The sequence below is a fragment of the Streptomyces sp. NPDC090025 genome (genome assembly GCF_044748125.1).
In the GTDB taxonomy this organism is placed as follows: domain Bacteria; phylum Actinomycetota; class Actinomycetes; order Streptomycetales; family Streptomycetaceae; genus Streptomyces.
Genome location: NZ_JBIVFL010000014.1, coordinates 107,244 through 127,143, shown reverse-complemented (window position 1 = coordinate 127,143; position 19,900 = coordinate 107,244). Strand labels below are relative to the sequence as shown.

The 19,900-nt window shown below is 74.7% G+C and carries 22 protein-coding genes; 13 read left to right on the top strand and 9 right to left on the bottom strand.

Annotated elements, in window-relative coordinates; all coding sequences use genetic code 11:
• Position 1: 1 nt before the first annotated feature.
• On the bottom strand, positions 2–616 hold the full coding sequence (locus ACIPXM_RS27800; RefSeq protein WP_401660962.1) for a DedA family protein: 615 nt from the start codon (positions 614–616) through the stop codon (positions 2–4).
• Between the two features lie 73 nt (positions 617–689).
• Positions 690–1,463: an MBL fold metallo-hydrolase gene (locus ACIPXM_RS27795; RefSeq protein ID WP_401660719.1), complete on the bottom strand. Its 774-nt coding sequence runs from the start codon at positions 1,461–1,463 to the stop codon at positions 690–692.
• Positions 1,464–1,664: 201 nt separating this feature from the next.
• Here ACIPXM_RS27795 and ACIPXM_RS27790 point away from each other — a divergent pair, with 201 nt between their 5' ends.
• The 6 genes from ACIPXM_RS27790 (at position 1,665) to ACIPXM_RS27765 (ending at position 8,565) form a co-directional block, all read left to right on the top strand.
• Positions 1,665–2,069: a hypothetical protein gene (locus tag ACIPXM_RS27790; protein ID WP_401660716.1), complete on the top strand. Its 405-nt coding sequence runs from the start codon at positions 1,665–1,667 to the stop codon at positions 2,067–2,069.
• 141 nt (positions 2,070–2,210) lie between these two features.
• The gene (locus ACIPXM_RS27785) at positions 2,211–4,466 is read left to right on the top strand and encodes a phage holin family protein (protein WP_401660713.1); all 2,256 of its coding nucleotides are present in this window, start codon (positions 2,211–2,213) and stop codon (positions 4,464–4,466) included.
• Positions 4,467–4,532: 66 nt separating this feature from the next.
• A complete protein-coding gene (locus ACIPXM_RS27780) occupies positions 4,533–5,966 on the top strand; it encodes an amino acid permease (protein ID WP_401660710.1) in 1,434 nt (477 codons plus the stop codon).
• A gap of 86 nt (positions 5,967–6,052) precedes the next feature.
• A complete protein-coding gene (locus tag ACIPXM_RS27775; RefSeq protein WP_401660708.1) occupies positions 6,053–6,499 on the top strand; it encodes a hypothetical protein in 447 nt (148 codons plus the stop codon).
• Between the two features lie 60 nt (positions 6,500–6,559).
• Positions 6,560–6,736 (top strand): hypothetical protein, encoded by a 177-nt coding sequence (locus ACIPXM_RS27770; protein WP_401660705.1) that lies wholly within the window; start codon positions 6,560–6,562, stop codon positions 6,734–6,736.
• Between the two features lie 74 nt (positions 6,737–6,810).
• Positions 6,811–8,565, top strand: a complete 1,755-nt coding sequence (locus tag ACIPXM_RS27765) for an alpha/beta hydrolase (protein ID WP_401660702.1) — start codon at positions 6,811–6,813, stop codon at positions 8,563–8,565.
• Positions 8,566–8,590: 25 nt separating this feature from the next.
• Here the strand turns inward: ACIPXM_RS27765 and ACIPXM_RS27760 are convergent, their stop codons facing one another.
• Positions 8,591–9,340, bottom strand: a complete 750-nt coding sequence (locus tag ACIPXM_RS27760) for an IclR family transcriptional regulator (protein ID WP_401660699.1) — start codon at positions 9,338–9,340, stop codon at positions 8,591–8,593.
• Positions 9,341–9,445: 105 nt separating this feature from the next.
• Positions 9,446–10,669 carry a low temperature requirement protein A gene (locus ACIPXM_RS27755; RefSeq protein ID WP_401660696.1) on the bottom strand — a complete coding sequence of 408 codons (1,224 nt, stop codon included), beginning with the start codon at positions 10,667–10,669 and terminating at the stop codon, positions 9,446–9,448.
• Positions 10,670–10,816: 147 nt separating this feature from the next.
• Between ACIPXM_RS27755 and ACIPXM_RS27750 the strand changes: the two genes are divergently transcribed.
• On the top strand, positions 10,817–11,878 hold the full coding sequence (locus ACIPXM_RS27750) for a hypothetical protein (protein WP_401660693.1): 1,062 nt from the start codon (positions 10,817–10,819) through the stop codon (positions 11,876–11,878).
• Positions 11,879–12,038: 160 nt separating this feature from the next.
• Positions 12,039–12,452, top strand: a complete 414-nt coding sequence (locus tag ACIPXM_RS27745; RefSeq protein ID WP_401660690.1) for a hypothetical protein — start codon at positions 12,039–12,041, stop codon at positions 12,450–12,452.
• A gap of 5 nt (positions 12,453–12,457) precedes the next feature.
• On the opposite strand, the gene ACIPXM_RS27740 is transcribed toward ACIPXM_RS27745, so the two are convergent.
• Complete coding sequence (locus ACIPXM_RS27740) at positions 12,458–13,318, bottom strand: helix-turn-helix domain-containing protein (RefSeq protein WP_401660687.1); 861 nt, start codon at positions 13,316–13,318, stop codon at positions 12,458–12,460.
• 107 nt (positions 13,319–13,425) lie between these two features.
• Between ACIPXM_RS27740 and ACIPXM_RS27735 the strand changes: the two genes are divergently transcribed.
• Both ACIPXM_RS27735 and ACIPXM_RS27730 read left to right on the top strand, forming a co-directional pair.
• Complete coding sequence (locus ACIPXM_RS27735; protein WP_401660685.1) at positions 13,426–13,737, top strand: 4a-hydroxytetrahydrobiopterin dehydratase; 312 nt, start codon at positions 13,426–13,428, stop codon at positions 13,735–13,737.
• Between the two features lie 72 nt (positions 13,738–13,809).
• A complete protein-coding gene (locus tag ACIPXM_RS27730; RefSeq protein WP_401660959.1) occupies positions 13,810–14,544 on the top strand; it encodes a class I SAM-dependent methyltransferase in 735 nt (244 codons plus the stop codon).
• Here the strand turns inward: ACIPXM_RS27730 and ACIPXM_RS27725 are convergent.
• Positions 14,531–15,046 (bottom strand): hypothetical protein, encoded by a 516-nt coding sequence (locus tag ACIPXM_RS27725; RefSeq protein ID WP_401660682.1) that lies wholly within the window; start codon positions 15,044–15,046, stop codon positions 14,531–14,533. The genes ACIPXM_RS27730 and ACIPXM_RS27725 overlap by 14 nt on opposite strands.
• On the bottom strand, positions 15,043–15,570 hold the full coding sequence (locus ACIPXM_RS27720; RefSeq protein WP_401660679.1) for a hypothetical protein: 528 nt from the start codon (positions 15,568–15,570) through the stop codon (positions 15,043–15,045). The genes ACIPXM_RS27725 and ACIPXM_RS27720 overlap by 4 nt, the downstream gene beginning before the upstream one ends.
• Positions 15,571–15,609: 39 nt before the next feature.
• Here ACIPXM_RS27720 and ACIPXM_RS27715 point away from each other — a divergent pair, with 39 nt between their 5' ends.
• Positions 15,610–16,560: a helix-turn-helix transcriptional regulator gene (locus ACIPXM_RS27715; RefSeq protein WP_401660677.1), complete on the top strand. Its 951-nt coding sequence runs from the start codon at positions 15,610–15,612 to the stop codon at positions 16,558–16,560.
• On the opposite strand, the gene ACIPXM_RS27710 is transcribed toward ACIPXM_RS27715, so the two are convergent.
• Positions 16,551–16,931, bottom strand: a complete 381-nt coding sequence (locus ACIPXM_RS27710) for a hypothetical protein (protein ID WP_401660674.1) — start codon at positions 16,929–16,931, stop codon at positions 16,551–16,553. The two genes, ACIPXM_RS27715 and ACIPXM_RS27710, sit on opposite strands and share 10 nt — an antisense overlap.
• A gap of 58 nt (positions 16,932–16,989) precedes the next feature.
• Between ACIPXM_RS27710 and ACIPXM_RS27705 the strand changes: the two genes are divergently transcribed.
• Both ACIPXM_RS27705 and ACIPXM_RS27700 read left to right on the top strand, forming a co-directional pair.
• The gene (locus ACIPXM_RS27705) at positions 16,990–17,874 is read left to right on the top strand and encodes a cupin domain-containing protein (protein ID WP_401660957.1); all 885 of its coding nucleotides are present in this window, start codon (positions 16,990–16,992) and stop codon (positions 17,872–17,874) included.
• Positions 17,875–17,938: 64 nt separating this feature from the next.
• Complete coding sequence (locus tag ACIPXM_RS27700) at positions 17,939–18,889, top strand: class I SAM-dependent methyltransferase (RefSeq protein WP_401660671.1); 951 nt, start codon at positions 17,939–17,941, stop codon at positions 18,887–18,889.
• Positions 18,890–18,984: 95 nt separating this feature from the next.
• Here the strand turns inward: ACIPXM_RS27700 and ACIPXM_RS27695 are convergent, their stop codons facing one another.
• Entirely contained in the window at positions 18,985–19,779 is a 795-nt protein-coding gene (locus ACIPXM_RS27695) for an aldo/keto reductase (RefSeq protein WP_401660954.1), read from the bottom strand.
• Between the last annotated feature and the right edge of the window lie 121 nt (positions 19,780–19,900).

Below are 19,900 nucleotides of genomic sequence, written 5' to 3'. Positions count from 1 at the left end.
TCTAGGACGGGTGCCCGCCCCGTACCCGGCGCCACAGCACCGGCACCACGCTGATCAGCACCGTCAGACCCACCGCCGCCACCACGCCCTCCCACGGCTCCGGGAACAGCGAACCGCCCAGGATCCCGATCAGCTGGTACGTCGCCGCCCACGCCAGACACGCGGGCAGGTCGCCGCGGGCGAACCGGCGCAGCGGCATCTCGCCCAGCAGACAGGCCAGCATCACCGGGATCCGCCCGGCCGGGATCAGCCGGGACAGCACCAGGACCGGCACCTGGTGGGTGTCGAGGCGCCGCTGCGCCTCGGCGAGCCGGTCCGGCGCGGCCCGGGAGCGCAGCGCCGCGAGCCAGCGCGAGCCGTTGCGGGACCGGACCCCGCGCTGCCCCAGCCAGTACAGCGCCAGGTCGCCGAGGAACGCCGCGAACGCCGCCACCAGGAACACGAAGAGCAGCGCCAGCGGCGCCGTCTGATGGAAGGCGACCACCGCCGCCGAGCTGACGATCGCGCCCGTCGGCACCACCGGCACCAGCGCGCCGAGCGCCACCAGGAGGAACAGGGAGGGATAGCCGACCGCCTGCTGCGTCGACTCCGGCGGCAGCTCGCGCACCGCCGCCATGACCCGCTCGATCACCGGCGCCGCCCCAGCCGTCGCAGCCGTCCCGGCCGTCCCCGGGCGGGCCGAGGCGCGCTCATCGCGCCACCGCCGGTCTGACCCGCTCGCCGTGCCCGAGCAGATGCACCGCCACCTTCGGCGCGAGCCGCGCCGCGTGCCGGACGAAGTCGTCGCCGGGGGAGTGGAACTCGTGCGGCCGCACCGCGTCCAGGCCGATCGGCCAGTACGTGCCGTAGTGCACCGGCACCGCCGCCGCCGGGGACAGCGCGGCGAGCGCCTCGGCGGCCCGCTCCGCGTTCAGATGCCCCTGGCCCAGGAACGGACCCCAGCCGCCGACCGGCAGCAGGGCCACGTCCACCGGACCGACCTGCTCCGCCAGGCCGTCGAAGAGCCCGGTGTCGCCCGCGAAGTAGGTCCTGGCCTCGCCCGCCACCACATAGCCGAGCGCGGGGGAGCGGTGCGGTCCGTACGGCAGCCGACGGCCGTCGTGCCGCGCGGGCACCGCCCGTACGGTCACGCCCGCCACGGCCACCGAGTCGCCCGCCGCCACCTCGGTGAGCCGCAGCCCCCGCCGGGCGAGCCGGCCGAGCGCCGGGACGGCGGCCCGCGCGCCCGACGGCACGATCAGGCGCGTGCCGGGCGCCAGCCGGGCCAGCGACGGCAGGTGCAGATGGTCGGCGTGCAGATGCGAGACGAGCACCACCTCCGCGCGGGCCGCCTCCGGCGGCGGCGGTGCGCCGCGCCTGCGCCGCAGATGGGCGAGCCTGCGCGCGAAGAGGGGGTCGGTGAGCACCCGGACCCCGGAGTCCTCGACCGTGCACGTGGCATGACCCCACCAGGTGACCTCCACCGGTCCGCCGCCCCTCTGCCGACTCCGCTCGCCGTCGGCCGATTCCGCTCGTCGTCGACACCCGGCCGTCCCCGGCCGACCGTCCCATCCGTATCGAGGGTAAATGTCCGGGCGTCCGGGTGTGGCCGGTCTTCGACGGGCCGTCCCTTCTTGGTATACCGGAGGGTCCCGTACCGGCGCGAGGACCAGTAAGGTCCCTCCATGGACGACGTTCGGGTGGCGGCGATCGCCAGCCTCACCCCGCTCGAAGAACTCGACGACGACCCCTTCCTCGTCGACACCCGCAGCCAGCACGCCATGTGCGACAGCTGGGCCGTTTCCCAGGGGTACGTGGTGACCCGCCGGCTGTCCTGCTACGGCGTCACGCCCGACCACGCGGCCCTCTGGTCCGACGTCGACGACGGCGCCGTCGACCTCTTCGTCGCGCCCAACGAGCGGGTGCTCGCCCGGGCGTTGACCGATGTCGCCGGGTTCGTCGACGAGTGCGCGCGGCGCGGCGTACGTCTGGAGACCGCGGGACTCGACGAACCGGCGTACGACGCGCCGAGGAAGGCCGGGGTGCACCGCAGGCTCTCCATGCCGACCGCGGGGTACGACGGCTCCTGAGCCCCGCACCCGCCACCGAACCCCGGCCACGCCCCGCCCGCCCCGCCGACCCCGCCCGCCCCGCCGGGACGAAATGCCCGCGGACTCCGCCATCCGTTGTGCCACGCTTGAGGCAGGAAACGGGTGAAAGGTGAACGAGGCGTGGGCGAACGGCGAGGGCGCGGATCCGGCCGATGGCGGAGCGCGGGCCGGGCGCTGCTCCGGGTGATCACGGTGTGGGGGGTCTCCACCCTCACGCTGCTCGCGCTCGCCGCGATCCTGCCCGACTTCCAGCTCCAGTCCGCCGACGGCGACAGCGTCACCCGCACCGCGCTCACCGCCGCCTGGGGCGCCGGGGTCTTCGGTCTGCTCAGCGCGCTGGTCTGGCCGCTCGTGGTGCGGGCCCTGCTGCTCGTACCCGCCCTGGTGCTCGGCCTGTTGGCGTTCTTCCTCAACGGCTCGCTGCTCCTGGTCGCGCTCTGGCTGATCCCGGACGGGCGCGGGGTCGCCGGGCCCGAGACCGCCGTCGTGGTCGCCGCCGTGATGTCCGCCGTGGCCTCCGCCACCTCCACCGCGCTCGCCGTCCGCGACGACGACGCCTACCGCCGCCGCCTCTACCGCCTCACCGACCGCAAACGCCCCCGCCCGCCGCAGTCCGGCGGCGGCGGACCCGTCCCCGGCACGGTCTTCCTCCAACTCGACGGGGTCGGGCACCGGGTGCTGACCGACGCGGTCGCCGACGGCCGGATGCCCACGGTCGCCGACTGGCTCACCACCAGCCACACCCTCACCCCCTGGCGCACGGACTGGTCGAGCCAGACCGGCGCGAGCCAGCTCGGCATCCTGCACGGCTCCAACGAGGACGTGCCCGCCTTCCGCTGGTACGAGAAGGACACCGGCCGGCTGATGGTCTCCAACCGGCCCGCCAGTGCCGTGGAACTCCAGCGCCGGGCCGTCGAACGCACCGGTGACGGCGGCCTGCTCACCCTCGACGGCGCCTCGCGAGGCAACCTGTTCAGCGGTGGCGCCGACCAGCTCGCCCTGGTCCTGTCGATGGCCGCCCGGCGCGGCCCCCGCAACCGCTCGCGCTCCGGCTACTTCGCGTACTTCTCCGACCCGGCCAACGCGGTCCGTACCGCCGGGTCGTTCGTCAACGAGGTCGTCCGCGAGATGTTCCAGTCGACCCGCGCCCGGCTGCGCCGCGACACTCCGCGCGTGTCGCGCGGCGGCCTGTACCCCTTCGTCCGCGCCTTCGCCACCGTCGTCGAACGGGACGTGGTGGTCGCCGCCGTGATGGGCGACATGCTCGCCGGACGCACCGCCGTCTACGCCGACCTCGTCGCGTACGACGAGGTCGCCCACCACTCGGGACCGCGCGGCCGGGACACCGACCAGGTCCTCGCCCGGCTCGACCGGTCCCTCGCGCTGATCGCCCGGGTCGCCGAGCACGCGCCCCGCCCGTACCGGATCGTGCTGCTCTCGGACCACGGCCAGAGCCCGGGCCAGACCTTCGAGGACGCGTACGGACTGAGCCTGAAGGAGCTCGTAAGGGCCGGGTGCGGGCTTCCGGTGTCGCGCCGGGTGCGGCGCACCCGCAGCGGTTCGGAGGCCAGGGACGCGGCCCGCGACGCGCTGCGCAGCGCCCTGCACCGGCCGGTCGACGAGGCGGGCGAGGCGGGCCGGGACGGCGCGGAGGCGGCGGCGGTGGCCGCGGCGAAGGCGCCGGAGCCGGTGGTGCTCGCCTCCGGGAATCTGGGCCTGGTCTCGTTCCCCGGCGTCCCGCACCGGATGACCAGGGAGGAGATCGACCGGCTGCACCCGGCGCTCCTGCGCACCCTGGCCCAGCACCCGGGGATCGGCTTCCTGCTCGTGGCGAGCGAGGAGCACGGCTCGGTGGTGCTCGGCCGGGACGGCGCGGAGCTCCCGGTCGCGGAGCTCGCCGAACTGGCGGAGGCCGACCGACTGGACGGACGGGACGGACTGGACGGACTCGACGGTCTGGACGCGCTCGACGGCCGGGACGGCCCGGCCGCGGTGGCGGCGGGGGACCCGCTGGCCGTGTTCGGTCCCGGCGCCGCCGCCGCGGTGCTGCGCACCGACGGCTTCCCGCACGTCGCCGACATCATGGTCAACTCGATGTACGACCCGGCGACCGGCACCGTGCACGCCTTCGAGGAGCAGATCGGCTCGCACGGCGGCCTCGGCGGCGACCAGGCGCACCCCTTCCTGCTCTGGCCGCGCGAGCTCACCCCGCCGCCCGCCCCGCTGGTCGGCGCCGAGCAGGTGCACGAGGTGCTGCGCGGCTGGCTGCGGGAGTGCGAGGGGCCGCAGGTGCCGCTGGAGAATTCGCCGTCACAGCCCCATGCGGAAGCGTTTCTTCCGGCCGATCGCCCGGCCGTGCCGGACAAAAACGGGTGATTTGGAACGCCGTCTCGCCCTGTGGACGATGGATGCCTCTGTACGACGAGAGGCGCACCACCCCCCATGAGCACGGCCCCCACCACCCCCCGCCCGACCCCCGACGCCCCCGAGACCACGGGGACGACCGACCCGACCGACACCGGTGACCGGGGCGCGGCCCGCCGCTTCGGCCTGCCCGTCGCCACCGCACTCGTGGCGGGAAACATCATCGGCGGCGGGATCTTCCTGCTCCCCGCCTCCGTCGCCCCCTACGGCACCATCAGCCTGGTCGCGTTCGGCGTGCTCACCCTCGGTGCGATCGCCCTCGCCCTGGTCTTCGGGCGGCTTGCTCACCGGCTGCCGCACACCGGCGGCCCCTACGTCTACGCCCGCGCCGCCTTCGGCGACTTCGCCGGATTCCTCGCCGCCTGGTCGTACTGGATCACCGCCTGGGTCTCCAACGCGGCGCTCGCCGTCGCCGCCGTCGGCTACCTCGACGTGCTGATCCCGGTCCACGAGTCCAAGGCCGCCACCATCGCCGCCGCGCTGCTCTTCCAGTGGCTGCCCGCGCTCGCCAACCTGGCCGGCACCCGCTACGTCGGCGCGGTGCAGATCGTGGCGACCGTGCTGAAGTTCGTGCCGCTGCTCCTGGTCGCGGTCGGCGGCCTGTTCTTCTTCGACAGCGCCAACCTCGGGCCGTTCCGGGGCACCGACGGCAGCGCGCTCGGCGCGGTCTCCGCGTCCGCCGCGATCCTGCTGTTCAGCTACCTCGGCGTCGAGTCCGCCGCCGTCAGCGCGGGCGAGGTCCGCGACCCGCGCCGCAACGTCGGGCGCGCCACCGTCCTCGGCACCCTCGGCGCCGCGGCCCTCTACCTCCTCGGCACCGTGTCCGTCTTCGGCACCGTCGCCCACGACAAGCTGGTCGCCTCCACCGCGCCCTTCTCGGACGCCGTGAACGTGATGTTCGGCGGCTCCTGGGGCGGCACCGCCATCGCCTGCATGGCCATGGTGTCGATGCTCGGCGCGCTCAACGGCTGGACCCTGCTGAGCGCCCAGGCGCCGTACGCCGCCGCCCGCGACGGCCTGTTCCCGAAGGTCTTCACCGTCAAGCGGCGGGGCGTCCCGACCGTCGGCGTCCTGGTCACCGTCGTCCTCGCCTCGCTCCTGACCGTCTACAACTACACGGCCGGCACCAAGGGCGTCTTCGAGACCCTGGTCCTGGTCACCACCTTCACCGCCACCGTGCCCTACCTGCTGTCCACCGCCGCGCAGATCTACTTCCTGCTCACGGGCCGCGCCGACCAGGTCTCCAAGGCCCGGCTCGCCCGCGACGGCGTGCTCGCCGCCGCCGCCTTCGGCTTCTCGCTGTGGCTCGTCGCGGGCTCCGGCTACGCCGCCGTCTACCAGGGCGTCCTCTTCCTCTTCGTCGGCGTCCTGGTGTACGCGGTGATGGCCGCCCGCAAGGGGCGCGTCAACGGCGACGCCGCGCCGGACGCCCAGGACAACCCCGAGGGGTGAAAACCGGGGCCGTGACGTAGGCCGGGCGGGCGGATCTGCCGCCCCCGCCGGATCCGCCGGGCCCGCGCGGGGCAGTACGGATCACCGTGAGGCCCGTCCCCCGGTTCGCCTGCCGGTCCCTGCTCGCGGTGCTGCTCGTGCTCGCCGCGCTGCTCGGCGCGGGCACCGGCGGCGGGCCGACGGCCGCCGAGGGCGAGCCCCGGTCCCTCGCGGCAGCGGCCGCGGCCGCGACGACGGGCGGCGCCGAGCCCGGCCCTGGCCAGGGCCCCGCCCCCGGCCAGGGTTCCGCCCCCGGCTCGGGTACGGGCTCCGCCCCGGGGCCCGGCTCCGGCTCCGGCTCCGGCCAGGAGACCCTGGACGCCGCCGAGGCCGAATCCGCCACCCCGCCCGTACGACGGGACCGCAGGGAGCGCCGGCCCGCGCCGCCGCTCCGCGTCCGGCCGCTGCCGTCCCCGCGCGGACCGGCCGCCGGGCCCGTCCCCGTGCCCACCCCGCGCTCCGGCGCTCCCCGGTCGACGGTGATGCGGTGCTGAGAGGTCCCACCTCTCCCACGCACCCCCTCCTCATCACCTTCCACCGCAAGGAGCTCCACCATGCCCGTCGACCCCTTCGCCGTGCTCAACGCGATGCTGCGGGCCGAGGCCGCCCGCAACCGCACCGACGCGGCCGACACCGCTCAGCGACCCCCGAAGTCCACGAAGGCGGAACGCGAAACGGAACGGGCCGTCGCGCCCACCGCCTCCACCCCGGCCGGTGAACCGGAAGCCTGACCGGAAGCGAAATGCCCCGATCGGGGGCGGTGGGATGATTTGCGTCAGCCCGTACGGTGTAAGAGGCTGAGCGGATGACCTCGACCGACCGGCACCCCACCGCCCCCGATCGGTCCCCGGGCGACACCCCTCGTGCCGCCCGGCTGCTCGCCTTCGCCCGCCGCCCCTACACCGACCGGCACTGGCCCGATCTGGTCGCGCTCTGCGCCGGGACGCTGTTCTTCTGGGCCTCGCTCAGCCCCTCCCTGGTGCCCAGACCGTGGTACCTCCAGGGTCTGGTCGGCGGCATCACCGCGGCCATCGGCTACGCGCTCGGCGCGATGCTGTCCTGGCTGGTCCGGCTCGTCGTGCCGTGGCGGCCGAGCGCGCGGACCCGGGCCCGGCTCTGGCAGGGGTACTGGGTGCTCGCCCCGGCCGGCTCGGTCTGGCTGATCTCGGAGAGCGCCCGACTCCAGCGCGAACTGCGCGTCCTGCAGGGCCTGCCGCCCTCGCTGACCTGGCACACCCCGATGATCGCGCTGTTCGCGCTGCTGCTCTGGCTGGCGCTGCTGCTGATCGCCCGGGGCGTCCGGCTCGGCGGCCGGAAACTGATCCGGCTGCTCGGACGGCTGCTGCCGCGCCCCCTCGCGTTCGGGCTCGGCGCGCTGATCACCGCGCTGTGCGTGCTCGTCGGGGTCCGCGACATCGTCTTCGACCGGGGGATCGTCGACATCGCCGACCGGATCGCCGAGGCCACCAACCGCGACACCAAGGACAACATCCACCGCCCCGCCTCCCCCGCCGTGTCCGGCGGCCCGGGATCGCTGATCCGCTGGGAGGACCTCGGCTACCAGGGCCGCAACTTCACCGGCTCGGTGCCGAGCCGGGACGCCCTCACCGCCTGGACCGGGCGGCCCGCCCACGACCCGGTGCGGGTCTACATACCGTCGGCGCTGCCCGCCGCCTTCGAGGACGAGCGGCCGTTCGACGCGCAGGCCCGGCTCGCCGTCCGCGAACTGCGCCGCACCGGCGCCTTCGACCGCGCGGTGCTCGCCGTCGCGGGCACCACCGGCACCGGCTGGGTCAACCCGAACGTCGCCGAACCGCTGGAGTACATGTACGGCGGCGACACCGCGATCGTCGCCGTCCAGTACTCGTACCTGCCGAGCTGGGTGTCCTTCCTCGTCGACAAGGAGAAGGCGGGCCAGGCCACCCGGGCCCTCCTCGACGCCGTACGCGCCGAGCTCGACGCCCGGCCCGCAGGGCACCGGCCCAAGCTCGTGGTCACCGGCGAGAGCCTCGGCGCCTACGCCGTCGAGGCGTCCTTCGACAGCGCCGACGAACTGCTCGCCGCCACCGACGGCGCCCTGCTGCTCGGCGCGCCCAACTTCTCGCCGATCTCCGAGGAGATCCGCCGCGACCGCGACCAGGGCAGCCCGGTCTGGCGCCCGCAGTACCAGGGCGGCGCCCACTACCGCTTCGCCCAGTTCCCGCGCACCGACCTGGCCAGGCCCCCGGCCCGCTGGGAGTTCCCGCGCGCGGTCTACCTCCAGAACGCCTCCGACCCGGTCGTCTGGTGGTCGCCCGACCTGCTCCTGGAACGCCCGGCCTGGCTCCACGAACCCCTGGGCCCCGACATCACCCCCGCCATCGACTGGTTCCCGTTCGTGGCCTTCTGGCAGACCTCGGTCGACATGGCCGTCTCGTACGGGGTGCAGGCGCCGCACGGACACCGGTACGGCGCGGGCGCGGCCGACGGCTGGGCCGCGGTGGTCCCGCCCCCGGGCTGGACGCCGACGGACACCGACCGGCTGCGGGCGTTCATCGGCCACCGCAAGGCCGCCTACTGAGGCGTTCTGGCGGGTCCCACCCCCGTCACGGCATGACCGCGAACGCCTGCGCCACCAGGGTCCGTTCGAGCCGCTGCCGCAGCAGCCGGGCGGTGGGCCGCAGCCGGGACCGCTCCGCCAGCGGCAGCGAGAACCCGACCGCCGACACCACCCCGCCCACCGTGAGCGGAACCGCCGCGCACACCGTGCCGAGCACGTACTCCTCGATCTCGTGCACCGGCGCGCCCCGCCGCACCGCGGCGAGCCGCCGCATCAGCGCTTCCTCGTCCCGTACCGTCCGGGGCGTGAGCCGGGTCACCGGGTGGTGGGCGAGATAGCCGCGGCGGGCGTCGGCGTCGAGCTGGGCGAGCAGGCACTGGCCCACCGCGTGGGCGTGCGCGCTGGTGGCGAACGGCGTCCACTCCTCGATGGCGGGCAGGTCCGGCGAGTCCGCGTACGCGACCAGCTCGACCTCGCCGCCGTCGAGCACCCCGTAGTAGACCGGTGCCGTCAGCTCGTCCCTGAGCACCCGCAGCCAGTCCGGCAGCCGGGTGGCAGGACCGTGCCGCTGCCCGGCGAGCCTGGGCACTGAGGTGCCGAGCCGGTACGCGCCGTGCTCATGGTGCAGATAGCCGTCGTGCGCCAGGGTGCGGAGCAGGTGGTAGGTGGTGGCGAGCGGGATGCCGGTCATCCGGGAGAGGCGCTTGGCGGTGATCTCGCCGTGTTCGGCGACGGTTTCGAGGAGCAGCAGTGCCCGGCGGACGGAGCCGATGAGGGTGGGCGCGGTGGGAGGCATGGGGCCAGTGTGCATATCCGGAACGCCTCCCACCGCCGGGCCGGGCGGCCCTTGGAGGATCACCCGGTCACCGCGGGACCGCCCGGCGGGATCCTCCAAGGGGCGTCAGTTCCCGGCGGTGGCCGCGGAGTCGGCGCCGGCGGCGGTCCCGGCGGGGTGCGCCGGACGGTGCCGCGCGGGCTCGCCGCGGCCGTGCAGAAACACCAGGCCGAGCACGGCGGCGGCCAGCACCGCGAGCGCCACCAGGGCCGGGACCAACTCGACCAGCGGTCCCGCGGCGAGCCCGCAGACCCCGCCGACGAGCAGGACGGTGGGTCGCCGCCCGGTCGAGCGGAGCGTGATCAGGGCCGCCCCCAGCAGGAACACCCCGACCCCGCCCGGCAGCGACCAGGCGACCGTGCCGTGCAGCGGATCCGTCAGCGCGTAGTGCCCGGTGTCCGCCACCTGGGTGAGGACCTTCTTCATGCCGAGGGCGACCAGCACCACCCCCGCGACCAGCGGCAGATGCAGGAAGGTGTAGACGTCCCGGGCGAACCGGGTCCGCGCCTCGCCGTCGAGCGAGCCGAGCCGGTGCTCGGCGGGCTCGCCGAACCGCCGGAAGTACAGCGCCCACAGCCCGGCGGACAGCAGCAGCCCGGCCGCGCAGGCCGCGATCACGGCGACGGTCAGCGGGAAGTCGGCCACCCCGACGCCCATCGCCACGATCGACTCGCCGAGCGCGATGATGACGATGAGGCCGTGCCGTTCGGCGAAGTGCCCGGGGGAGTTGACCCGCCAGCCGGACGAACCGGTGACGTACACACCGCCGTAGTCGATCACCACCGCGCCGAGCCAGAGGAGCAGCCGCGGGGTCCCCTCGTACCAGCAGCCGATCAGGAGCAGCGCGAACGGCGGCAGGATCGAGAGCACGGCGGTGTGCCACAGGGTGCGGTGCAGGGCCGCGTCGCCGGGGCTGGAGATCCAGTACGAGGTCCAGTGCAGCGCCCGGACCAGGCCGTAGCAGACCACGAACACCACCGGCGCCGAGAGCCCGCCGGGCGCGTCCGCGAACACCTCGGGCACCGCGAGCGACACCACGAACACCACCGTCATCACGGTGACGAGCACCGCGAACAGCGCCCCGGCGTCCGCCCGTACGACATTCCCCAGCCAGGCGAAACAGCACCAGCACCACCACAGCAGCGCGAGCACCGTCATCGCCCCGACCACCCGCACCGGCGACGGCGCCGCCGCCATCAACGCGGTCACCTGGGTGATCGCGTACACGAAGACCAGATCGAAGAACAGTTCGGCGGGCGTCACCTTGTGATCCCCCTCGGCCGCGACCATCCGCGACCGTTCCCTGCCAGCCACCGCATTCCCCCCGAAACACCGGCCGCACACTTTCGGCCACCGGCGCGCACCCTACCGGCTGCGGTCGGCCGGATGCGCCGAACAGGACTCCGGAGCCGCGGAGTTGCGGCATCATCCGCCTCCATGAACGGGATACGGGGATGGCTGCGCACCCGCCGGGCGGGCGGACCGCGCGGCCGGACGGAGCGGACGATCGCCCGCGCGGAGGCGGACCTGCGGAGCCTGGGCCTCGACCCGCGGCTGCCGGGCCGGGTGCGGGCCGGGGTCCGGATCGGGAAGGCGGCTGCGACGCGCGCCGCGGCGGTGTCCAGCCTGTCCGTGGCCTTCTGCGTCCTCTTCGCCCTGGCGTGGTGGCAGGCACAGCTCCAGCGCACGCCCGGCTTCGGTGTGGAGTTCGAGCCGAGGGCCCGGGACTACTGGATCCACTCGGCCGACCGCGTGGCCCGGATCTGGTCGGACACCCACCGGGACGTGCTCGACGTTCTGGAGCTGTCCATGGTCGAGATCGCCTTCGTGGCGACCTTCGTGGCGCTCGGCGCGCTGCCCGCGCTCTACGCCCTGGGCGCCCTCGCCGGGTCGGCCGTGCCCCGCTGGCGCGTCTTCCACTACGCCCAGCGCCAGCTCCCGCTGCTCAACATCCTCGCCGCCGTGCACGCCTGCGCCGTCGCCCACCGGGCCACCCTGCTGCGCCGCCCGCACCGCCTCAAAGCCGTGTCGAGCCGGATCTCGGGCGTCGTCTTCGTCCTGCAACGCCTCCACCGCGGCCGGTCGGGGCTGCTGATCGGCCGCCGCCGACGCGCCCCGCTCAAGCACCACACCGCCCTCGTCGTCGCCGCCCTGCGGCGTGCCGAAGCCCGGCTCGACACCGAAGGCCCCGCCGCGCTGCCCGACCTCGCCGCGCTGCTGCTCACCATCGCCGACCGGTACGCGGCCGGACGCCACGGCGCCCTGCTCGACGACGCCGAACTGGCCGGACTGACCCCGGTCCGCGACTGGGAACCCGTCCGGATGGCCGTCTCCGCCGTCCTCATCGCGGCCTCGGCACTCACCGTCACCTGGCTGGACCTGCCGGAGGGCGCCGACACCTACGTCATCGGCGGCAGCGCCCTGCTGGTCCTGGTGCTCGTCTACGGCCGCCGGGTCCGCCAGGCCCTCGGCGTCCTCGCCGCGGTGCGCGGCGCCTGACCCGGGAATCCGCGCGGGCCCACGGCATTACCTGGGACGTAATCGACCCGCCCACCACCCCGACGGCATGCTCGGTGCACCGGGTCCCGGGCGGCGCACTCCGCTCGGGGGCCGGGCTCACGAGTCGTTCCCGTACGCCTTCCACGAAGGGTGATCCGCCATGTCCCAGGCCCTCCTCACCGGTCTCTCCCGCACCACCCGGCCCCGGTCCATGGTGCGCCGCTTCCTCGGGCTCGACGCGCTGGTCACCGGGGCGAACGGGGTCGCCTACCTCGTCGCCGCCGGGCCGCTCGGGGAGCTGTTCGGCGTCGACCGGGGCCTGCTGTCCGAGCTCGGGATCGTGCTCGTCGCCTACGCCGCCGGGGTCGCCTGGCTGGCCGGGCGGGCCGAGCCCGCCGCCGGCGGGGTGAAGGCCGTCGTCGACATCAACCTGGTCTGGACGGCGGCCAGTCTGGTCGCCCTGGTGGCCTGGCTGGAGCCGACCACCGTCGGCGCCGTCTGGACCGTCGCCCAGGCCGGCACCGTCGCCGGGTTCGCCGCGCTCCAGTGGGGCGCGCTGCGGCTCACCCGCTGACGGCGTCAGTCGGCGAGCGACTGGAGGTAGGCGACCGTCGCCGGGTCGGCCGGGAGCAGCGTCTCGATGGCCAGCTCGGCGACGGTCACGTCCATCGGCGTGTTGAACGTCGAGATCGACGACACGAACGACAGCACCCGCCCGTCGTGCTCGATCCGCAGCGGCAGCGCGAAGTACGGGTACGGCTCCGGGTCCTCCCGGTCGTCCGGCTCCGCCACGCCGTCCACCGGCGGCGGATACGCCGCCACCTCCTCGTACAGCGCGCGCAGCGGCTCCGAGCGGGCGAGCCCGATCTGCCGTTCCATCTGGGCCAGCAGATGCCCCCGCCACTCGCGCAGATTGCGGATCCGCGGCGCCAGGCCCTCCGGGTGCAGCGTGATCCGCATCGCGTTCAGCGGCGGCGTGAGCAGGTGCTCCGGCAGCCCCGCGAGCAGCAGTTGGATGCCCTTGTTCGCGGCCACCACGTCGTACGAGGCGTCGACCACCAGCGCCGGATAGGGCTCGTAGCCCTCCAGGAGCCGCGCGATGCCCTCGCGCAGCAGCTCCAACTCCGGTGCGTCGAGCGGCGACTCGGTGTAGCGGGGGGCGTAACCCGCCGCCAGGAGCAGGGCGTTGCGCTCCCGGACCGGTACGTCCAGATGCTCGGCGAGCCGCAGGATCATCTCCTCGCTCGGCCGCGACCGGCCGGTCTCGACGAACGAGATGTGCCGCGCCGAGGAGTCCGCCCGCAGCGCCAGCTCCAGCTGGCTCAGCCGCCGCCGCTCCCGCCAGCCGCGCAGCAGCGGGCCCACACCGGTCCCCGCGCCCGCGCCCGATGCCGCGCCCGTCCGCGTCCCCGCACCCGTGTCGCTCGCGACTGTCGTCATGACCAGACGGTATCCCAGAGGGGGAGCCGGGTACCTTCACCCGAGAACCCCACCCATGCGGCACCCCGGCATCGCGCGGTGCGTCGCACGACCGGAGGGAGCATCACGTGTCCACTCAGCCACAGCCGTTGTCGCAGAAGGAGATCGAGGACCGACTGCGGGAGCTCCCCGGCTGGTCCGTGGACGGCGACCGGCTCGGCCGCGGCTACCGCCTCGCCGACCACTTCGCCGCCACCGCCTTCGTCGTCCACATCGCCCAGATTCAGCAGGACCTGAACCACCACAGCGAGGTGACGCTCGGCTACAACACCGTCGCCCTCTCCGTGCACACCCACTCGGCGGGCGGCACCGTCACCGAGAAGGACTTCGAACTCGCCGAACGCGTCCAGGCGGTGGCCGCGGACCACGGCGCGAGCTGACCGACGGGACCCTCCGGACCACCGGCGCTCTACGATCCCCGCATGGCGGAGACACCGGAGACACCGGAGACACTGCTCGACTACGAGGCCGAGGCCGCGCACTACGACGAGACCCGCGGCGGGGTGCCCCGCGCCGCCGCCGCGGCCGGGGCCGTCCTCCGGCTGCTGCCGCCCGGCACCCGCACACTGCTCGACCTCGCCTGCGGCACCGGTCTCGTCACCGAGCGGATCGTCCGCCCCGGACTCACCGTGTACGGGGCCGACGCCGCCCACGCCATGCTGCGGGTCGCGTCGGTCCGGCTGCCCGGCCGGACCGTGCGCGCCGACGCCCGCCGACTGCCGCTGCCGGCCGGCGCGCTCGACGCGGTCAGCGCCGTCTGGCTGCTCCATCTGGTGCCGTTCACCGAGGAGATCGTCGCCGAGGCGGCCCGGGTGCTCCGCCCCGGCGGGGTCCTGCTCACCACCGTCGACAAGGACGCGAGCCACGACGTCGGCAGCGACATCGACGCCCTGCTCCGCCCGCACCGCTCCCACGCCGAGGGCCGTGACGGCGCCCGGCGGGTCACCGCCCTCGCCGCCGCCCACGGCCTCGACCCGGCGCCCGGCACCCGCTTCACCGGGCACGGCCAGGGCGCCACCCCGCGCGGCACCGCCACCAGGCTGCGCCGGGGCTACTACGCCTCCTGGTTCCACGGCACCGACACCGACGCCGCCGCGCTCGGCGCCGCCCTCGCCGCCCTCCCGGACCAGGACCGGCCGCGCCCCGAACCCGGCTACCGGCTCGCCCGCTTCGTCAGGCGCGGCTGAAGTCCATCACCCAGTTCCGCACCCACACCCCCGCGTCGTCGCCGCCGTCCGTGGCGCCGCCGTCCGTGGGGGCGAACCACTGCTCCCAGCGGGCCGTGTCCGGGCCGATCCCGGACCACCGGAACCGCACCCGCACCGGCCGCCCCGCGTAGTGGTCGTCGCCGAAGAACTCGCCCGTGCCGTCGGCCGCGAAGCGGCCCCGTACCGGCGGATCGAGCTTGCCGGTCCGGCTGTTGGACCAGTTCAGGGTCCACTCGTCGGTCTCCGGCTCGTACAGCCGCAGCGTCAGGCCGCGGAACCCCTTCGACGGGAACACGATCTCGTCGACATGGGCCCGGTCGCCCCAGAACAGCCGCCCGGTGGTGTAGCCGTCGAACTCCTCCCAGCCGCTGTCCGGGTCGAGGAAGTCGAGCAGCCGCCGGTTGCGCACCGCCCACCGGCCGTCCAGGAACCCGAACCCGCGCACCTCCGCACCGGCGGCCGTCGCCGCGCCCGCGCTCACGCGGTCACCGCCACGGCGTCCGTGCGGTCCGCCCGGATCCCCGCCGTCGTCCCCGCGCGCAGCGGGTCCGCCAGATAACCGGACAGATCAGGGACCTCCGGCGCCAGCATGTGCCGCACCCAGGCGTTCCGCTCGTGCACCAGCGGCGCCAGCTCCCAGACGCAGCCGATCCAGGACCGGTCGCGCTCGGTGCCGGACAGCGGCACGAAATGGGTCGGGTCGGTGTCCGGGCAGTCGAGCGCGGACTGACCGGCCGCCGCGCCCGCGAAGTGCAGCACGTTGTCCCACACCCAGCTGTAGACGTTCAGGTACGCGCCGGTGTCACCGCCCCGGTGCAGCACCACGAATCCGGCCGCCGGGGTGCCGTCCGACTCCGGCAGCAGCTCGGGGAGCAGCGCGTACGCCGCCTGGGCCACCTCCGGCTCGATGCCCGCCGGGTCCGAGGTCACGTGGTAGCGCTTCAGCGTCCGGCCGCCGACGGTGACCGGGTCGAGCACGATGAGGTTCTTCTCTTCGAAAGCCATGGCTGGACCGTAGGCCCCCTTCACTGACATCTTGTGTCAGTGAAGTCCAGCCGACTCCTGACGATCCTGCTGATGCTCCAGACCCGCGGCCGGCTGACCGCCGCCCAGCTCGCCGAGGAGCTGGAGGTCTCGGTCCGCACCGTCTACCGGGACGTCGAGGCGCTGCACGCCGCGGGCGTGCCGCTGTACGGGGACGCCGGGCACCGCGGCGGCTACCAGCTGCTCGCCGGACACCGCTCCCGGCTCACCGGCCTGTACGCGCGGGAGGCCGAGGCCCTGGTCCTGTCCGGACTCCCGGTCGCCGCCGACGAACTCGGCCTCGGCGGCCACTTCGCCGACGCCCAGCTGAAACTGCGGGCCGCACTCCCCGCCCCGCTGCGCGAGCACGTCGACCGGCTGCGCACCCGCTTCCACATCGACGCACCCGGCTGGTACACCCCGGACACCGAGGCCCCGTTCCTGCCGCTGGTCGCCGACGCGGTGCGGGAGGGGCGGGTGCTCGCCGTCCGCTACCGGCGCTGGAAGGCGCCCACCGACGTCGACCGGCGCCTCGAACCGTACGGACTCGTCCTCAAGGCCGGCCGCTGGTACCTGGTCGCGGGACCCGGGCCGCGCACCTACCGGGTCGACCAGATCCTCGACCTCACCGTCACCGACGAGGCGGCGGTCATCCCGGACGGCTTCGACCTGGCCGCCCACTGGCGGGCCGGACAGGCCGACTTCCACCGGCGGTTGCACCAGGGCGACGCGGAGGTACGGATCTCCCCGCGCGGCGCGGCCAAACTGACCGGCGCCGCCGCCCGGGCCCTCGCCGAGCACGGGGTGGCCGAGCCGGACGGCTGGACCCGCGCCACCCTGCCCGTCGAGGGGCCCGAACACGCCCACGACACGCTGCTCGCGCTCGGCACGGAGGTGGAGGTCCTCGGCCCCCCTGACCTCCGCGACCGGATCGCCGCCACCGTCCGCGCCCTCGCGGCCCGTTACGCCTGAGCCGACGGCACGGGCAGCGGCTCGGGCCGCGCCCCGGCCGCCGGGGCGGCGCCGTACGCCCGGTCCGCCCAGACCGAGAAGTCGCGCGGCGCCCGGCCGAGCACCCGCTCCACCCCGTCGGTCACCGCGCTGTTGTGCCCGTCGAGCAGCATCGCGAACAGGCCGGCCAGCCACACCGCCTCGGGCTCCGGAAGCCCGAACCCGACCATCATCGCGGCGAATTCGGCCTCGCTCAGCGGGGCGTACGTCACCTGCCGCCCGGTGACCCGGGTCAGCTCGGCCGCCACCTCGGCGAAGGTCAGCGCGCGCGGCCCGGTCACCTCGTGCGTACGGCCCGCGTGCGCGTCCCGCAGCAGCGTCGCCACGATCACCTCGGCCAGGTCGTCGGCGTCGACGAACGGCTCGGCCGTGCCGCCCGCCGGGAACGCGATCGTCCCGGCCGCGACCCCCTCCGCGAGCAGCCCGTCGTCGAAGTTCTGCGTGAAGAACGCGGCCCGTACCACGGCGAGTTCGACGCCCGGGGCGCCGAGCGCCCGCTCCGCCCGCTCGGCCTCCGGCTCGCCGCGCCCCGAGAGCAGCGTCAGCCGCCGCACCCCGTACACCGTCGCCCACTCCGCCGACGCCCCGCCGACCGCCGTCATCGGGCCCGGCGGCGCGTGCGCCACCCTCAGCGGGGAGCCGCTCGCCGAGACGATGAGCCTGGGCGTACGGACCTGGGGCAACGCCCCCGACGGCGGCACCACCGTGCTGGTCGGCACCTATCAGCTGGCCGGAGAGGTCAGCCGCCGCCTGCTCGACGCGCTGCCCGATCTGCTGCACCTGCCCGCCGAGGTGTGGCGCTGTCCGCTGATGCCGTTCCTGGAGGAGGAGATCACCCGCGACGACCCCGGGCAGAGCGTCGTCCTCGACCGGGTGCTCGACCTGCTCCTGATCGCCGTCGTCCGCGAATGGTTCGCCCGGCCCGGCGCGGCGGCGCCCGGCTGGTACCTGGCCATGGGCGACCCGGTCGTCGGCCGGGCGCTGCGGCTCCTGGAGGGCGACCCGGCGCACCCGTGGACGGTGGCGGCGCTCGCCGAGAAGGCGGGCGTCTCACGGGCCGCGCTCGCCCGCCGGTTCACCGAACTGGTCGGCGAGCCGCCGATGGCCTACCTCACCGGGCGGCGCATCGACCGCGCCGCCGACCTGCTGCGCGGCACCGGCACGACCGTGGAGGCGGTGGCCCGCCAGGTCGGCTACAGCAGCGCGTTCGCGCTCAGCGCCGCGTTCAAACGGGTACGGGGCGTCAGCCCGCAGGAACACCGGGCCACCGGCTGAGCCCGCACTTGCCGTACCGGCAAGTTTTCTCGCGCTTACGGCACCGGGCGCGCACCCTGTTCCCATGAGCGCACACCAGCACACCGGACACGACCACGGCCAGGGTCACGGCGAGGGCCACGACCACGGCCACGGGCACCAGGACAAGGGCCACGGCCACCACGACCACACCCACCTCGACTGGGCCGAGATGGCCCCGCTGCTCACCGCGCAGGCCGAGACCCAGAGCCCGATGTACGCGGCCGCCGCCGACTGGCTCGCCTCGCTCGCCCCGGCCACCGGTGCGGTGCGCCGGGTGCTCGACGTCGGCAGCGGTCCCGGTGTGGTCACCGCGCTGCTCGCCGAGGCGTTCCCCGAGGCCGAGGTGGTCGCCGTCGACGGCAGCCCCGAGCTCCTCGCGCTGGCCCGCGAGCGCGCCGACGCGCGCGGCCTCGGCGACCGGGTCGCCACCCTGCGCGCCGAACTGCCCGGCGACTTCGACCGGCTGGGCACCGCCGACCTGGTCTTCGCCAGCAACTCGCTGCACCACATCGGCGACCAGGGCGCGGCCGTCAAGGCGTTCGCCGGACTCCTCAACCCGGGCGGCGTGATCGCGCTCGCCGAGGGCGGCCTGCCCACCCGCCACCTGCCGTGGAACCAGGGCATCGGCCGTCCCGGCTTCGAAGCCCGGGTGGACGCGGAGCACGCCCACTGGTTCGGCGAGATGCGGGCCGCGCTGCCCGACGCCAAGGACGAGATCGACGACTGGGCGGCACTGCTCACCGGCGCCGGGCTCACCCCGAGCGGCACCCGCAGCTTCCTCAGCGACGTCCCCGCCCCGGTGCCGGACGCGGTGCGCGCGCAGATCGTCGCGCACTACACCCGGCTGCGGGAGGGCTGGGCCGAGCGCCTGGACGGCGACGACCGCACGACGATGGAGCGGCTGCTCGACCCGGCCGAGCCGCTGTCCCTGCACCGGCGCCCCGACCTGTTCCTGCTGACCGCCCGTACCGTGCACACCGGCCGCAAGGTCTGAGCCACCCGCACCGCCGCACGGCGAACATGCCCGAGGGCACGGCGGTCAGGACCGCCGTGCCCTCGGCACGTACCGCCGGAGCGGCCTTCGTCGGCTCAGGCGCCGACGTGGAACTCGGCCGGGTCCGGGCCCAGACGGCGGCCCTCGTCGAGCGCCGCGAAGCCCGCCAGGTCCTCGGCGTCCAGCTCGAAGCCGAAGACGTCGATGTTCTCCCGGATGCGGGACGGGGTGACCGACTTGGGGATCACCACGTTGCCGATCTGGAGGTGCCAGCGCAGCACCACCTGGGCGGGCGTCACCTCGTGCTTGCGGGCGATCGCCACGATCGCCGGGACGTCGAGCAGACCACGGCCCTGGCCCAGCGGCGACCACGCCTCGGTCGCGATGCCGTGCGCGGCGTGCACCTTCCGGAGCTCGGCCTGCTGGAGCTGCGGGTGCAGCTCGATCTGGTTGACGGCGGGGACCACCGAGGTCTCACCGAGCAGCCGCTCCAGGTGCTCCGGGTGGAAGTTCGACACGCCGATGGCGCGGGCCTTGCCGTCGGCGAGGATCTTCTCGAGGGCGCGGTAGGTGTCGACGTACGTGTCCTTGGCCGGCAGCGGCCAGTGGATCAGGTACAGGTCGACGTGGTCCAGGCCGAGCTTGCCGAGCGACTCGTCGAAGGCGCGCAGCGTCGAGTCGTAGCCCTGCTCGCTGTTCCACAGCTTGGTGGTGACGAACAGTTCCTCGCGGGGGAGACCGGAGGCGGCGAGGGCCTTGCCGGTGCCCGCCTCGTTCCCGTAGATCGCGGCGGTGTCGATCGAGCGGTAGCCCGCCTCCAGGGCGGTGGCCACGGCGGACTCGGCCTCGGCGTCCGGCACCTGCCAGACGCCGAAGCCCAGCTGGGGCATCCGCACGCCGTTGTCGAGGGTGAGGAAGGGGACCTTGTTGTCCGTGCTCACGAGGGGTGGATCCTTACGTCGTCGGGGTACTCCACCCAGCTCCAACGATCACCACCGCGGTCGCATTCCT

Coding starts and splice junctions, on each gene's coding strand:
- ACIPXM_RS27790 (WP_401660716.1), top strand. CDS start 1,665: ATGGACGACGTTCGGGTGGCGGCGATCGCCAGCCTCACCCCGCTCGAA.
- ACIPXM_RS27695 (WP_401660954.1), bottom strand. CDS start 19,779: ATGCCCCAGCTGGGCTTCGGCGTCTGGCAGGTGCCGGACGCCGAGGCC.
- ACIPXM_RS27720 (WP_401660679.1), bottom strand. CDS start 15,570: ATGGCTTTCGAAGAGAAGAACCTCATCGTGCTCGACCCGGTCACCGTC.
- ACIPXM_RS27780 (WP_401660710.1), top strand. CDS start 4,533: ATGAGCACGGCCCCCACCACCCCCCGCCCGACCCCCGACGCCCCCGAG.
- ACIPXM_RS27700 (WP_401660671.1), top strand. CDS start 17,939: ATGAGCGCACACCAGCACACCGGACACGACCACGGCCAGGGTCACGGC.
- ACIPXM_RS27750 (WP_401660693.1), top strand. CDS start 10,817: ATGAACGGGATACGGGGATGGCTGCGCACCCGCCGGGCGGGCGGACCG.
- ACIPXM_RS27800 (WP_401660962.1), bottom strand. CDS start 616: ATGGCGGCGGTGCGCGAGCTGCCGCCGGAGTCGACGCAGCAGGCGGTC.
- ACIPXM_RS27770 (WP_401660705.1), top strand. CDS start 6,560: ATGCCCGTCGACCCCTTCGCCGTGCTCAACGCGATGCTGCGGGCCGAG.
- ACIPXM_RS27740 (WP_401660687.1), bottom strand. CDS start 13,318: ATGACGACAGTCGCGAGCGACACGGGTGCGGGGACGCGGACGGGCGCG.
- ACIPXM_RS27765 (WP_401660702.1), top strand. CDS start 6,811: ATGACCTCGACCGACCGGCACCCCACCGCCCCCGATCGGTCCCCGGGC.
- ACIPXM_RS27760 (WP_401660699.1), bottom strand. CDS start 9,340: ATGCCTCCCACCGCGCCCACCCTCATCGGCTCCGTCCGCCGGGCACTG.
- ACIPXM_RS27745 (WP_401660690.1), top strand. CDS start 12,039: ATGTCCCAGGCCCTCCTCACCGGTCTCTCCCGCACCACCCGGCCCCGG.
- ACIPXM_RS27755 (WP_401660696.1), bottom strand. CDS start 10,669: ATGGTCGCGGCCGAGGGGGATCACAAGGTGACGCCCGCCGAACTGTTC.